The sequence below is a fragment of the Streptomyces sp. BHT-5-2 genome (genome assembly GCF_019774615.1).
Lineage (GTDB): Bacteria > Actinomycetota > Actinomycetes > Streptomycetales > Streptomycetaceae > Streptomyces.
Genome location: NZ_CP081496.1, coordinates 1703777 through 1716984 on the forward strand (window position 1 = coordinate 1703777; position 13208 = coordinate 1716984).

12 protein-coding genes are annotated in these 13208 nt (G+C 70.1%); 7 read left to right on the top strand and 5 right to left on the bottom strand.

Going from position 1 to position 13208, the window contains the following annotated elements; genetic code table 11:
* Positions 1–12 precede the first annotated feature (12 nt).
* A complete protein-coding gene (locus K2224_RS07475) occupies positions 13–516 on the top strand; it encodes a MarR family winged helix-turn-helix transcriptional regulator (protein ID WP_221905834.1) in 504 nt (167 codons plus the stop codon).
* 138 nt (positions 517–654) lie between these two features.
* On the opposite strand, the gene K2224_RS07480 is transcribed toward K2224_RS07475, so the two are convergent.
* From K2224_RS07480 to K2224_RS07490, 3 genes are all read right to left on the bottom strand, one after another.
* Positions 655–1815: a flotillin family protein gene (locus K2224_RS07480; protein ID WP_221905835.1), complete on the bottom strand. Its 1161-nt coding sequence runs from the start codon at positions 1813–1815 to the stop codon at positions 655–657.
* A gap of 11 nt (positions 1816–1826) precedes the next feature.
* Positions 1827–2078 carry a hypothetical protein gene (locus K2224_RS07485; protein ID WP_221905836.1) on the bottom strand — a complete coding sequence of 84 codons (252 nt, stop codon included), beginning with the start codon at positions 2076–2078 and terminating at the stop codon, positions 1827–1829.
* A 97-nt stretch (positions 2079–2175) separates the two neighbouring features.
* Positions 2176–3582 carry an MFS transporter gene (locus tag K2224_RS07490; protein ID WP_221905837.1) on the bottom strand — a complete coding sequence of 469 codons (1407 nt, stop codon included), beginning with the start codon at positions 3580–3582 and terminating at the stop codon, positions 2176–2178.
* Positions 3583–3824: 242 nt separating this feature from the next.
* Between K2224_RS07490 and K2224_RS07495 the strand changes: the two genes are divergently transcribed.
* A complete protein-coding gene (locus K2224_RS07495) occupies positions 3825–4646 on the top strand; it encodes a helix-turn-helix transcriptional regulator (RefSeq protein ID WP_221905838.1) in 822 nt (273 codons plus the stop codon).
* Between the two features lie 38 nt (positions 4647–4684).
* Here the strand turns inward: K2224_RS07495 and K2224_RS07500 are convergent, their stop codons facing one another.
* Positions 4685–5629 carry a methyltransferase domain-containing protein gene (locus tag K2224_RS07500; protein WP_313904759.1) on the bottom strand — a complete coding sequence of 315 codons (945 nt, stop codon included), beginning with the start codon at positions 5627–5629 and terminating at the stop codon, positions 4685–4687.
* 28 nt (positions 5630–5657) lie between these two features.
* Here K2224_RS07500 and K2224_RS07505 point away from each other — a divergent pair, with 28 nt between their 5' ends.
* Positions 5658–7262, top strand: a complete 1605-nt coding sequence (locus K2224_RS07505) for a PLP-dependent aminotransferase family protein (RefSeq protein ID WP_221905839.1) — start codon at positions 5658–5660, stop codon at positions 7260–7262.
* A 28-nt stretch (positions 7263–7290) separates the two neighbouring features.
* On the opposite strand, the gene K2224_RS07510 is transcribed toward K2224_RS07505, so the two are convergent.
* Positions 7291–7755: a nuclear transport factor 2 family protein gene (locus K2224_RS07510; RefSeq protein ID WP_221905840.1), complete on the bottom strand. Its 465-nt coding sequence runs from the start codon at positions 7753–7755 to the stop codon at positions 7291–7293.
* 169 nt (positions 7756–7924) lie between these two features.
* On the opposite strand from K2224_RS07510, the gene K2224_RS07515 reads away from it, so the two are divergent.
* The 4 genes from K2224_RS07515 to K2224_RS41320 all read left to right on the top strand — a co-directional run bounded on the left by K2224_RS07515 (position 7925) and on the right by K2224_RS41320 (position 13206).
* Positions 7925–8533 (top strand): TetR/AcrR family transcriptional regulator, encoded by a 609-nt coding sequence (locus K2224_RS07515; RefSeq protein ID WP_260692371.1) that lies wholly within the window; start codon positions 7925–7927, stop codon positions 8531–8533.
* Positions 8534–8667: 134 nt separating this feature from the next.
* Positions 8668–9078, top strand: a complete 411-nt coding sequence (locus K2224_RS07520) for an SseB family protein (protein ID WP_221905841.1) — start codon at positions 8668–8670, stop codon at positions 9076–9078.
* A 33-nt stretch (positions 9079–9111) separates the two neighbouring features.
* Complete coding sequence (locus K2224_RS07525) at positions 9112–9726, top strand: hypothetical protein (RefSeq protein WP_221905842.1); 615 nt, start codon at positions 9112–9114, stop codon at positions 9724–9726.
* A 129-nt stretch (positions 9727–9855) separates the two neighbouring features.
* Positions 9856–13206 carry an RHS repeat-associated core domain-containing protein gene (locus K2224_RS41320; protein WP_313904760.1) on the top strand — a complete coding sequence of 1117 codons (3351 nt, stop codon included), beginning with the start codon at positions 9856–9858 and terminating at the stop codon, positions 13204–13206.
* Positions 13207–13208: the final 2 nt, after the last annotated feature.

Sequence of the window (13208 nt, forward strand, 5' to 3'; positions counted from 1 at the left end):
TACAGTTCCCTCATGCCGGACCCCGCGACCCACCAGGACCCCACCGCCGCACTGCAAAAAGTGCTGGCCACGCTGTCCTATCTGCTCACCCGCTCACAGGCGCACGAGCGGCAGGCGAGCCAGGCGGGGGTCACGGCCGGCCGCTCCGATCTCTATCTGCTGATGGCGCTGGAGGACAGCGGAGGGGTCAGCCGGGTCGGCGATCTCGCGGTGCAGATGATGGTCGAGCCGCCGCATGTCACCCGGCAGATCCGGCAGTTGGAGGCGCAGGACCTCGTCGAGCGCACCCCGGACGAGCTGGACCGGCGGGCCCGCCGGATCGCGATCACACCGCGCGGCCGGGCCGTCCTGGAGAGCTTCCGGCAGGCCCGACTGGCCGGATTGCGCCAGGCGCTCAGCGATTTCGACGCCGCCGAACTGGTCACCACGAAGGCGGTCCTGGACCGCCTCGTCGACTACGTCCGCGACAAGCATGCGGAGGAGGGACCGGGAGTGCAGGGGGAGCGGGGGGCGTAGGTCCTGTCGTCAAACTCGCGCCTGCCGGGCGGCGCCCGGCCCGCCCTCCGGCGAACGGCGGGAGTTTGACGACAGGACCTTGGGCGGCCGGGGCCCACCGGCCGGCGGGCGACGGGCCCCGGCCGGTGGGCGGCGCCGCTACTCGATCTCGACGCGGCCGCTGTGGGTGGTGCCGTTGCCGTTCTGGGCGCCGGAGTTCCCGGCGTTGTCGGGCGAGGGCGGGGTGGCGAGGTTGCGGCGGACCGAGTCCAGGATGGTCAGGCCCTGGCCGACCAGGCCGGCGGCGATCTCGCCGAGGCCGTCGGTGCCGTTGAGGACGTTGACGTTGGCGTTGGCCAGACCCGCGGACGCCTCCTTGACGATCTGCGGGAGCTGGTCGATCAGCATCCGGTCCAGGGCCACCCGGTCGTGCGAGGCGGCGGCCTCGGCCTGGATCTTCATCCGCTCGGCCTCGGCCATGGCCAGCAGCTTGATGCGCTCGGCCTCCGCCTCGGCGGGCTTGACGACCTCGGCGACCAGTTCCTGCTGGCGCAGCCGGGCCCGGCGCTCGGCCAGCTCGGTCTGGGCCGCCAGGACCTCCTGCTGGGCGTGTGCCTGGGCGAGCGGGCCGGCCTGCGCGGCCTGGGCCTGTGCGCGGTCCACCTCGGCGGAGTACTCGGCCTGGACGACTGCGGTCTGGCGGTTGTACTCGGCCTGATTGCGCGCTGCCTCCTGCTGTGCCTCGACCGACGCCTGGGTGGCCCGGGCCTGGGCGACCTGGGCCTTCTGCTGGATGGCCGCCTTGTGCGGGGCGGACATCGCCGCGATGTAGCCGGTGTCGCCGTCGTCGATCGACTGGATCTGCAACGAGTCGACGATCAGGCCGATCTTGGCCATTTCGGTCTTGGAGGTCTCCAGGACCTCGGTGGCCAGCTTCTGCCGTTCGGTGACGATCTCCTCGACCGTCATCGAGCCGATGATGGAGCGCAGATGACCGGCGAAGATCCGGCCGGTCAGGATCGACATCTGCTCCTGGTCGGACAGGAAGCGCTGGCCGGCGTTGACGATGCTCTCGGTGTCGTTGCCGACCTTGAACGCGATCACGGCACGCACCGTGAGCGCGATGCCCTGCCTGGTCACGCACTTCTCGGCGACCTCGGACTCGCACAGCGCCAGCGTCAGGAAGCGGACCTTGCGGAAGACCGGCAGCACGAACTTGCCGTGGCCGGTCACCACCCGGAATGGCGCACCGCCCTGCCCCCGCCTGCCACCGGAGATCAGCATGGCTTGATCAGGGGCAGGAACGCGGTAACCGAACATCACTCGTCTCCTCAACCAGCGTCGCCGGGGTCACCGGGCGACGCGTCCAACGGATCGACCCACTCCATGACGTTGACCTGGCGATGGCCACGGGACTCGATCACGAGCACGGTCGCCCCTACGGGAAGGGGTTCGGCGGACCAGGCGAGAAACGTTTCGGAGCCGCCCCGGACCCGCACCAGAACCTCACCGGGGCCGGCAGCTCCGCGCGTGCCGATCAGCAGCACTCCGGTACAGCCGATCACGGCTTCATCCCGGGCCATCGATCGCTGCCCTCCCCCGTTCCGTTCTCTTCGATCTGACCATAGCGCTCCGGTGTGCGGCGGCCTATGGCGGGAGGGCGGCGAGTTGGTGCGCCGTTTAGGTGGAGCGGTGGGCCGCCGGGTCGGGGAGGAGCGGGAGCAGCAGTGAGACCAGCGCGGCGAGGGCGGCGTTGGCGGTGAGGGCCCATCGCAGCGCCTGGCCGTAGGCGACGACGTCCTGGTGGGCGGCGGGGCCGAGCGCTCCGTAGAAGAGGACGCCGATGACGGCGACGCCCACCGCGCCGCCGACCTGCTGCCCGGTGGACAGGAGGCCGGAGGCCATCCCGGTCTCCCCGGGGCGGACGCCGGCGAGGACCGCGCTCAGCAGCGGGGTGACCAGCAGGCCGTTGCCGGCGCCGACCAGGGCCAGGGTCGGGACCAGGTACCACGCGGACAGTTCGGGGCCGGCCAGGGTGGCCACCGCGACGGTGCCGGCGAAACCGAGGAAGACGATCAGCGCGCCGGCCTGGAGGACCCGCCGACCGAAGCGGGCCAGCCGCCCGGCGAGCAGGCTGGCGACGAAGAAGACCACCGCGAACGGGAGATAGAACAGCCCGGCGCCGAGCGCGTTCTGCCCCAGTCCGTCCTGGAGGGTCAGCGAGAAGATCAGGAAGAAGGAGTTGATGCCCGCGTAGGTGAGGAGAACCAGGGTCATGCCGACCGCGAAGGGCCGTTCCCGGAACAGTCGCAGCCGCACCAGCGGCGCCCCTCCGGACGCGTCCACCCGGCGCTCCACCAGGGCGAACGCCACGAACGCCAGCACACTGGCGGCCAGGCTGAACCACGTCCACCGGGGCCAGCCGGCGGCCCGGCCCTCCACCAGCGGGACGACCAACAGGCCCAGCGCCAGGGTCAGTACGCCGGCCCCGGGCAGGTCGAGGCGGCGCGCCTCCGGGGCGCGGGTCTCGGGCACGTGGCGCGCGGTGAGCACCAGCGCCACCAGGCCGACCGGCACATTGACCCAGAAGATCGGGCGCCAGGAGGAGCCGAGGAGGTCGGCGGAGACCAGCACCCCGCCCAGCAGCTGGCCCACGGCGCCGGCGATGCCGATCACCGCCCCCAGCGCCCCGAACGCCCGGGCCCGCCGCTCGGCCGGCACCAGCACCTGTAGCATCGCGAAGACCTGCGGGAACATCGCGGCCGCGGAGAAGCCCTGGGCGAGCCGGGCGGCGATCAGCACACCCGCGCCGGGCGCCAGCGCACAACCCACCGAGGACAGCGTGAACAGCGCCATCCCCCACTGGAACAGCCGTTTGCGGCCGAAGCGGTCGCCGAGCCGGGCTCCGGTGATCAGGGCGATGGCGTAGGTGAGTTGGTAACCGGCGAGGATCAGCTGGACGTCGGCGTCGGAGGCGTGCAGGTCCTCCTGTATGGCGGGCGCCGCGACCATCACGATGAAGGTGTCGAGGACGGCCACGAAGGCGCCGGTGAGGATGAGCGCGAGGGCGCCCGGGGAAGCCGTCACCGGGGGTGTGGGAAGAGGGGCCGGGGCGGTGTGCGCAGCCGCAGCCGGAGGCCATGCCGGAGGTGATGCCGGGCGTGACGCCGGGCGTGCGGCCGGGCGTGATGTCTGAGCCATGGCGCAACGCTCGCGCAGCCCCGAACTCCCGTACAGAGACCGATTATGCTGGTGTTTTCGCTACCACCGACCGTGTGCGTACGGCCGGCGGTCCGTCGGCGGCCGGGTGTCGCCCCCCGGGAGAGTCCATGGCCGACGACGACCGGCGGCGCGCCCTCGCGGAGTTCCTGCGCTCGCGCCGGGAGCGGATCACCCCGCGGGATGCGGGCATCCTGGCCGGGCCCCGGCGGCGGACGCCGGGGCTGCGGCGCGAAGAGGTCGCCCAGCTGTCCGGTGTCAGTGTCACCTGGTACACCTGGTTGGAACAGGCCCGGGACATCGGCGTCAGCCGGCAGGTCCTGGCCAGTCTGTCGCGCGCCCTGATGCTCGGCCCGGTCGAGCGGCGCCACCTGTACGCGCTGGCCGGCGAACTCCCTCCGGAGCAGCCGGACCACACCGGCCCCGGCCCCGCCCTACAGCGCCTGGTGGACGCCCTGGACCCGTACCCGGCCTATCTGCTCGACGCCAACTGGGACCTGGTCGCCTGGAACCGCGCCGAGGCCGGCCTGATCGGCGACCCGGGCAGACTGGCCCCCCAGGAGCGCAACCTGCTCCGGGTGGTCTTCACCGACCCGGCGATGCGGACGCTCCTGGACGACTGGGAGGGGCAGGCGCGGGACCTCGTCGCCCAGTTCCGGGCGGACGCCGGCGAGCGGTTCGGTGATCCCCGACTCGATCGGCTGACCCGGGAACTCTCCGCGCAGAGCCCGGAGTTCACCAGGTGGTGGCAGGCGCACCACCTCGCGGACCTGGGAAGCACGCGGCGGACCTTCCGGCATCCGCGGGTCGGGGCGCTGGTCTTCGACTACGTGAAGCTGGCGGCGTTGGAAGCGCCCGGGGTCAAGCTGTTCGTGTGCATGCCGCACGACGAGGCGACGCGGGAGAAGCTGCCCCGACTGCTGGAGTGCTGAACGGCGCTGGGGCGGGCGTCGGTTGCCGTTCCTGCCGGTCAGCGCCGGTCGGTCGGCTGGACGGCCAGGGCCTTGAAGAACGTGTAGTGGAAGCTGCCCCCGGGCTCCGCGGCGCGCCGTAGGTCGGCGATGCCGCGGTCCCATTCGGCGGGCGTCGTCAGCCCCGCGGCGAGGGCCTCGTCCCGTACGGATTCGATCATGGCGACGAAGGTCCGGAGGGTGAAGCCGTAGACGAGGCCGGGCCGGCTTGCGTCGGCGTAGACGGTACGCGGCCGGACGGCGACGTCCTCGAAGCCGGCCGCGCGGAGAAGCGGGTACAACTGCCGCCCCAGCAGGGCGTTTCCGCGGGCTGCCGCCTGGAGGCGGACCTGGTGGCCGATCACCCGGCGGGCGGCCGGGCTGTCGGGATGGAAGACGGCCGAGCCGTGGTCGCCCTCGATGGCGGTGAGGGTGCCGCCCGGGCGCAGTACGCGGCGCAGCTCGGTCAGCGCGCGCAGGGGGTCGGGGAGGTGTTCCAGGACGAAGCAGAGGAAGACGTGGTCGAAGGAGGCATCAGGAAAGGGAAGTTGGTGCAGGTCGGCGCGGTGCCAGCGCACCTGGGCCGAGGCGTGCGGGGCGTAGGCGGCCAGGTGGGCGCGGGCCTGGTCGAGGGAGGAAGCGGAGCGGTCGACGGCGGCTATACGGGCGCCCGGGCTGTTGTCGACCAGGTGCACGGTCTGCGCGCCGACGCCGCAGCCCACTTCCAGGACGTGGCTCCCGGCCGGGTAGGACGTCCCGGCGTGCAGTAGTTGGGCCAGGGTGTCGGCCTGGTCCCCGAGGCGGCGCGCCTCCTGGTCGGAGTAGCCGTGGACGTAGCCGGGGGCGGAAGAGAGGGGGGAGAGGGAGGCGGGGGGTGTGGTGGGGGAGGTGTTCGGGGTGACGGCCGGGGGTGTGGTGGTGGATGCGACTGGGGCGTGGGCCTCGGCATGGGCTTGCGCGTTCATGGAGCAACGGTCGCTGGAGAATGGCCCGATGGACAGGTCCAAAGAGGGTGCGATCGAGCGGTCCATAGCGGGCGCGATCGAGCGGTCCATGGATGCGCCGGTTCCCGGGCCCGCGGCCGCCACCGGCTCCGATTTCCTTCAGCTGAGGATCGCCGAGGCGCCCGTAGGAGGCCGGGCGGACTGGCTCGCCGGTGAGCTGCGGCGGGCGATCGCCGACGGTCGGCTGCCGGTCGGGAGCAGGTTGCCCGCGACCCGGGTGCTCGCCGCCGATCTGCGGGTCTCCCGGGGCCTGGTCACCGAGGCGTACCAACGGCTGCGGGAGAACGGCCAGGTGGCCGGCCGGGGCCGCGGCGGCACGGTGGTGGTCGCCGCCCCCATGGCGGTCGGGGGCGGCCCCGCGGGCACACCCGTACCGGCCGGACCGGCCCCGGTGCTGTCCCCGAGGGCAACGGGCCCCGCCGCCACCCCGTACACCACCCCACCCCGCAGCGACATCTTCGACGCCCTCCGCGCGACCCCCGCGCGGATCGACCTCACACCCGGTGTGCCCGACCTGGCCTCGTTCCCCCGCGCCGCCTGGCTGCGCGCCGAGCGCGCGGTGTTCGCCTCACTCCCGTCCTCGGCCTTCGGGTACGGCGACCCCCGGGGCGCCCCGGAACTCCGCCGGGCCGTCGTCCACTGGCTGGCCCGCAACCGCGGCATACGGGCCGACCCCGCCGACGTCCTGATCGTCTCCGGCACCGCACAGGCACTCGGGCTGATCGCCCAGGTCCTCCGTGCCGACGGCATCGACGCCATCGCCGTGGAGGACCCCGGCTCCCTCGGTGCCCGACAGCACCTCCACCACTGGGGCGCGGCGACCCCGCCGGTCCCGGTGGACGAGGACGGCGTACGCGTCGATGCGTTGCGGGCGACCGGCGCGCGGGCCGCCCTGCTCACCCCGGCGCACCAGTTCCCGACCGGCGTGGTGCTCGACGGGGCCCGCCGCCGCGACCTGCTCCGCTGGGCCCGCGACACCGGTGGCCTGATCATCGAGGACGACTACGACGCCGAGCACCGTTACGACCGCCCGCCGGTCCCCGCCCTGCACTCCCTCCTCGCCGATCACGTCTGTTACGCGGGCAGCGTCTCCAAACTCCTGGCCCCCGCCCTACGGGTCGGGTGGCTACTCGCCCCGCCCCGTTACCGGGAGGCGCTGGTGGACGCCAAACGGTTCGCCGACCTCGGCAATGGCACACTGCCGCAACTGGTACTGGCCCGTTTGATGGACTCCGGTGAACTGGAGCGCCTGATACGGCAGTTGCGCCGCCGCCATCGGGAGCGCCGGGACGCCCTCATCGCGGCGGCCCGCGCCCACCTCCCGGAGGCGGTGGTGCACGGCGCCGCGGCCGGCCTGCACCTGACGCTCACCTTCCGGCCCACCGCCCCGCCCGACACCGAACTGGCCGCGGCTGCCCTCGCCCGCGGCGTCAAGGTCCACCCGCTGTCCTGGCACGGCCAAGCCCCCTACGGGCAGCCGGGCCTCGTACTGGGCTACGCGGCGCGCACACCAGGAGAGTTGACGGAAGGCATCGCCATACTGGGGGAGGTGGTGAGGGCCACGGCCAAACGGGGCAGCGAAGCCGAAAGGTGAACCCTCACCGGGAACGGATCAGGAACCCTCACCGGAACGGAATCGGCAGCCCCCGTTCCCCTTCCGGCCGCGCCCCGAAAATCCTCCGCTCCCCTTCCCCGATCCGTACGTCGTGGATCCCCGCCTCCCGCCGCCGCATCAGCCCCGATCCGTCGAACTCCCACAGCTCATTGCCGTAACTCCGCCACCACTGACCACTGGTGTCCCGGCTCTCGTACTGGAACCGCACCGCGATCCGGTCCCCCGCGTACGACCAGAGCTCCTTGCGCAGCGCGTAGTCCAGCTCCCGGGCCCACTTCTGCCGCAGGAACGCGACGATCTCGGAACGCCCGGCGAGGAACGTGTCCCGGTTCCGCCAGACCGAGTCCTCGGTGTACGCGAGGGCCACCCGTTCCGGATCGCGTGTGTTCCAGGCGTCCTCGGCGGCCTGGACCTTCTGCCGCGCACTCCCCTCGTCGAACGGGGGGAACGGGGGCCGCGGTTCGGTGGTCATGGCATGGCTCCTATCTGGGCGGACGTGGACTCGGATATGGACGCGGAGGTGGATGCGGAGGTGGATGCGGACGCGGACACGGCTGCGTCCGTGACGGCCAGAGAACGATCGTTCTCCACCGGCGCGGCTAGTCTAGAGAACGAACGTTCTCCCGGGAAGGCAGGCCCTTGTGACGGCCCATGACGATGTCCAGGGCAATGCCCGCGACGACATCCGGACGCAGATCCTCGACGCGGCGGAAAAGCTCTTCTACGAGCGCGGCATCCAGGCCGTCGGCATGGACGGGCTCCGCGCCGCCGCCGACGTGTCCCTCAAGCGCCTCTACGCCACCTTCCCCGCCAAACACGACCTCGTCGAGGCGTATCTCCGCCGCCGCGACGCCCGCTGGCGCAGCGACCTCGCCGCCTACGTGGGCGGCCGGACCGGGCCCGATGCCACCCCTCCGGCCCGCATCCTCGCCGTCTTCGACTGGCTCGCCGCCTGGTTCGACGCCCCGGACTTCCGCGGCTGCGCCTTCATCAACGCCTACGGCGAACTGGGCACCACCTCGGATCGGGTCGCTCGCGTCACCCGCGACCACAAACGCGCCCTGCACGCCTACCTCGCCGACCTGGCCCGCCCCTTGGGTCACCCCGACCCCACGGCCCTGGCCGCCCAACTGGCGCTCCTGGTCGACGGTGCCATCACCGGCGCCGCCATATCCGGCGACCCGGCCCCGGCCCGTACTGCTCGCGCGACGGCTGCGGCCCTGCTCGGTACACCTGCCGATGACGCCTAATGATTGAACACAAAAAGAACTGCGGGCCGGTTTATCGGGTGCCAGGGCGCACTCGGCGGCGTTGTCAGTGCCGTGTGCGAAAGTGGATCCAGCAGATGAGCTGAGCCGAACAGCGACGGGGGAGGGGGCTCACCATGCCGCTGGCGGACGAAGTAGCCGCGTTCCATGCAGGACGACCGAATCCGGCCGCCCTCATCGGCGAATTCCGACGTGCAGTCGTCATACTCCCGATCGCCGACGACGCCTTTCTGGCCGCCGACTTGGACGGCATCCGCTGGCTTTACGCATTCAGCGACGAGGATTCCGTGTCCCGTTTCGCCGCGGGCCGCGGAAGCGACCCGGCGGCGGAATGGCAGTACGCCACCGTGTCCGGCGCCCGGATCCTCGACGTGCTGATACCCGGCATCGAGGGCCCGGCGGGCGTCGCCCTGGACGCCGGAAGCGCGCAAGGGATGCTTTTCCCGCCGGTATCCGGAATCGTCCCGGACCGCGTCGCGGTCGACGCCGAGAACGGAATATCCACGACCTCGTCTTCCGAGGCATAGAGCAGCATCACGCACGTCTAGGGGGGAACGTCCATGGGGCTCATCGGGGGCGACGGCTACCGTACCGACCCGGAGGCTTTCGAGCAGCTCACCAAAGGCATAAATGCCGCAATGGGCGAACTCAAGGAGCTGGGTTTCGATATCGAGGCCCAACTCGGCCGCGGTTTCGACCGGTTGTCGCTGGACGCCGTGGAATGCGGTGACGACGGACTGGCGTCGGTCTTCTCCTCGTTCTGCGACCGCTGGGGCTGGGGCGTCCGCACCCTGATGCAGGACGCCAACGCGTTCTCCGAGAAGCTGGGCCTCACCGCCGGGAACTACTACGAGCAGGAGCAGTACGCCTCCGACCTCCTCAAGCAGGGCGTGAACGCCGCGTTCGGCGACCCGACCAAGTCGGCGGAGCAACTGCACAAGACGTCCTGGAGCAAGCTCAAGGACGACGTCATCGACGCAAACACGGACTTCGACTGGGACCCGAACTCGAAGGCGTCCCAGGAGTCGTTCCAGCGGACGGACGAGGCCCTGGGCCGGTTTGGGCACGAGGTGTCGGCGGTCCCGGGCCGCCTGCTGAACGGGGGCGATGACCCGGCCGACACCACGGCAGAGATCGTGGAGGCGGAACAGACACACGGGGGCAGCGACAAGTGAACTGGTTCGAGAGCGGTCTCAACAAGGTCGCCGACGGGGTGGGCGAGTTCACGGACGCCGTGGAGCGCGGCGCCGGGGAGGTCGCCGAGTACGGTGCCGACAAACTGGGCGACGGCCTGGAGGCGATCGGTGCGGACGGGCGACGGCGCGCCCCTCTCCCGCACCCCGGACGGCGACTACTTCCTCGTCGACCCGGTCACCGGCATCCGCCGCTACTTCACCACCCACACCGAGAACCTCGCCCTCCTCGACGAGATCTCCGACCGCCACGGCAACCACCAGACCTTCGACTACACCGAGGACGGCACGCCCACCGCCATCGCCAGCAGCGCCGGCTACCGCCTCCTGCTGACGACCGAGAGGACCGTCGACGGGACCGCCGAGGGCGCCCGCATCACCGCCCTCCACCTCGCCGGCGCCGCCCCCGACGGCGGCGACCAACTCCTCGTCACCTACGGCTACGACGCCTTCGGCCACCTCGCCACCGTCACCCGCCCCTCCTCCGACCGCCCCCTCCGCTTCACCTACGACGACGCCGGCCGCATCACCTCCTGGACCGACACCAACGGCAGCAGCTACACCTACGCCTACGACGAGGCGGACCGCTGCACCTCACAGGGCGGCATAGCGGGCCACCTCCGCGCCCGCTACATCTGGGGCGACCCGGACCCGGACACGGGCCTGCGCACCAACCGCTTCTTCAACTCCCAGGACCAGCTGACCACTTACCAGGTCAACGACCACCACCAGATCGTCACGACCACCGACCCGACCGGCGCCACCACCCGCACCACCCGCGACACCAAGCACCGCATCCTCTCCACCACCGACGCCCTCGGCCGCACCACCCACTTCACCTACGACGACGCGGGCCGCCCGGTGGCGGTCACCCTCCCCGACGGCACCACCTCCACCACGACTTACGACGCCCACGGCAACCCCCGTACCGTCACCGGCCCGGACGGCACCACCTGGACCCACACCTACGACTCCCGCAGCCTCCGCGTCGCCACCACCGACCCCGTCGGTGCCACCACCACCTACACCCACGACGCCCGCGGCAACCTCGCCTCCGTCACCGACGCCCTCGGCCACACCACCCACATCACCTGCAACGCCGCCGGCTTGCCCGCCTCGGTCACCGACCCCCTGGGCCACACCACCCACTACACCCGCGACGCCTTCGGCCGCACAACCGCCGTGACGGACCCCCTCGGCGCCACCACCCACATGCTGTGGACAGTCGAAGGCAAACTCGCCGCCCGCACCGATCCCACGGGCGCCACCGAGACGTGGACCTACGACGGCGAGGGCAACCGCCTCACCCACACCGACGCCGTAGGCCAGACGACCCACTTCTCCTACACCCACTTCGATCTCCTCTCCGCCCGTACCGACCCCGACGGCGTCCGCTACGAGTTCGCCCACGACACCGAACTCCGCCTCACCCAGGTCACCAACCCCCAGGGCCTCACCTGGAACTACACCTACGACGGCGCCGGCCGCCTGATATCCGAATCCGACTTCGACGACCGCGTCCTCTCCTACGCCCACGACGTAGCGGGCCAACTCGCCTCCCGGACAAACGGTTTGGGCGAAGTTACGACCTACACCCGCGACACGCTCGGCCGCATCACCTCCAAAGACGCCGCGGGGCTGATCACCACCTACGCCCACGACCCCGCCGGCAACCTCCACCAGGCGACCAACCCCGATGCCACCGTCACCTACACCCGAGACGTCCTGGGCCGCGTACTGACCGAGACGGTCAACGGCCGCACCATGACGTTCACTTACGACATCCTGGGCCGCCGCACCTCCCGCACCACCCCCACCGGCCACCACACCACCTACACCTACGACGCCGCCGGCAACCGCACCGGCATGGACATCGCCGGCCACCCGCTCTCCTTCGAGTACGACGCCGCCGGCCAGGAACTCACCCGCACCATCGGCGGCACCCTCCACCTCACCCACACCTGGGACCCCACCGGCCGCCTGACCGGCCAGTCGCTGTCAGCAGCCGCCGCGGACCCCACCGGCACCGCCCAGTCCGAGCTCCACCAGGTCCTCCAACGCGCCTACACCTACCGCCCCGACGGCCACCTCACCGCCATCGACGACTCCCACACCGGCCGCCGCACCTTCGACCTCGACCCCGCGGGCCGCGTGACGGCGGTCCATGCCACGGACTGGACGGAGACGTACGCGTACGACGCGGCGGGCAACCAGACTTATGCGGCTTGGCCTGACCATCACCCCAATGCGTCAGCGCGGGGCGAGCGTTCCTACGAGGGCATGAACCTCACTCGTGCGGGACGAGTTCGGTATGAACACGATGGGCTGGGCCGGGTTACTTTGCGCCAGAAGGTCCGTTCTTCTCGGAAGCCCGATACCTGGCAGTATACGTGGAACAGTGAGGGCTGCCTCGCGAAAGTTGTTACTCCTGACGGCGCTGCTTGGCGATATCTCTACGACCCGTTTGCGCGACGCATATCGAAACAACGCGTCACCATCGAGGGTGCAACAGAATCAGAGGAATTCTGCTGGGATGGCCCTACTCTCGTCGAGGAAGAAAGTCATGGACTTGACTCATCGGAATCAGTGGTTCTGACTTGGGAACATCAAGGCATTGCGCTCCTGAGTCAAACTGAAAGAAAGATTTCCCATCCGGCGGCGAATGAATCTCGGTCGATTGTCGACCAACGTTTCTTTTCCGTCGTTGCGGACTTGGTAGGAACGCCCGCGGGGCTTGTATCTGACAGCGGCGAGATTTCGTGGTATGGGAGATCTACGCTTTGGGGTATAACTTCTTGGGGTTCTGATGCTCAAGCCTATACCCCGATCGGGTTCCCTGGTCAATATGTCGACCCGGAAACTCAACTCCACTATAACTATCACCGCTACTACGATCTGGACAGTGGTCGATTTCTGACTCCGGACCCGTTGGGGATAAAACCTTCAGAAAACCCGTTTACCTATGCCCCGAACCCGTACGCTTGGGTGGATCCGAATGGCTTGACTGTATGCAAGCCATCGCTTTTCAGCCGAGTCAAGTCGTTCTTTGGTAAGGGAGGGGTGGATGGTGGTGTATCCGGGCAAACTCATTCGCCCCGTATGCTTGAGCCTTCCGCGCCCGGCATTGGAGACGTGGCCAATCTCCATGGACCATTCCATAGGTTGGCTTCGCCCACACAAACCCGGGCTCACACCGATCTGGTGATCGAATCCGGTCAGCTTTGGGGGCGCGAACCTAGGTGGGGTGGTGGCGCCACAGCACAGGCGCATAGAGGTCCGCTTCCGGCTAATGCCCCTCCGGGGAGCTTCGAATTCTATACATCGGTAGAGCCGAAGCCTCAGCGTAATACGCCGCCGGGGTATGCTTCCTGGGAATATGGGAAAGAATCGGGTGTGGGTCACCTTGTCCATGAGGGCGAGGAATTTGCTTGGATACCAGTTTTTGTCACGGAGGTAAGATAGTT

Bases quoted from the DNA above. Each gene is read 5' to 3' on its own strand.
- K2224_RS07475 (WP_221905834.1), top strand. From the start codon at position 13: ATGCCGGACCCCGCGACCCACCAGGACCCCACCGCCGCACTGCAAAAA.
- K2224_RS07480 (WP_221905835.1), bottom strand. From the start codon at position 1,815: ATGTTCGGTTACCGCGTTCCTGCCCCTGATCAAGCCATGCTGATCTCC.
- K2224_RS07510 (WP_221905840.1), bottom strand. From the start codon at position 7,755: ATGACCACCGAACCGCGGCCCCCGTTCCCCCCGTTCGACGAGGGGAGT.
- K2224_RS07505 (WP_221905839.1), top strand. From the start codon at position 5,658: ATGGACAGGTCCAAAGAGGGTGCGATCGAGCGGTCCATAGCGGGCGCG.
- K2224_RS07485 (WP_221905836.1), bottom strand. From the start codon at position 2,078: ATGGCCCGGGATGAAGCCGTGATCGGCTGTACCGGAGTGCTGCTGATC.
- K2224_RS07520 (WP_221905841.1), top strand. From the start codon at position 8,668: ATGCCGCTGGCGGACGAAGTAGCCGCGTTCCATGCAGGACGACCGAAT.
- K2224_RS07525 (WP_221905842.1), top strand. From the start codon at position 9,112: ATGGGGCTCATCGGGGGCGACGGCTACCGTACCGACCCGGAGGCTTTC.
- K2224_RS07495 (WP_221905838.1), top strand. From the start codon at position 3,825: ATGGCCGACGACGACCGGCGGCGCGCCCTCGCGGAGTTCCTGCGCTCG.
- K2224_RS07500 (WP_313904759.1), bottom strand. From the start codon at position 5,629: ATGAACGCGCAAGCCCATGCCGAGGCCCACGCCCCAGTCGCATCCACC.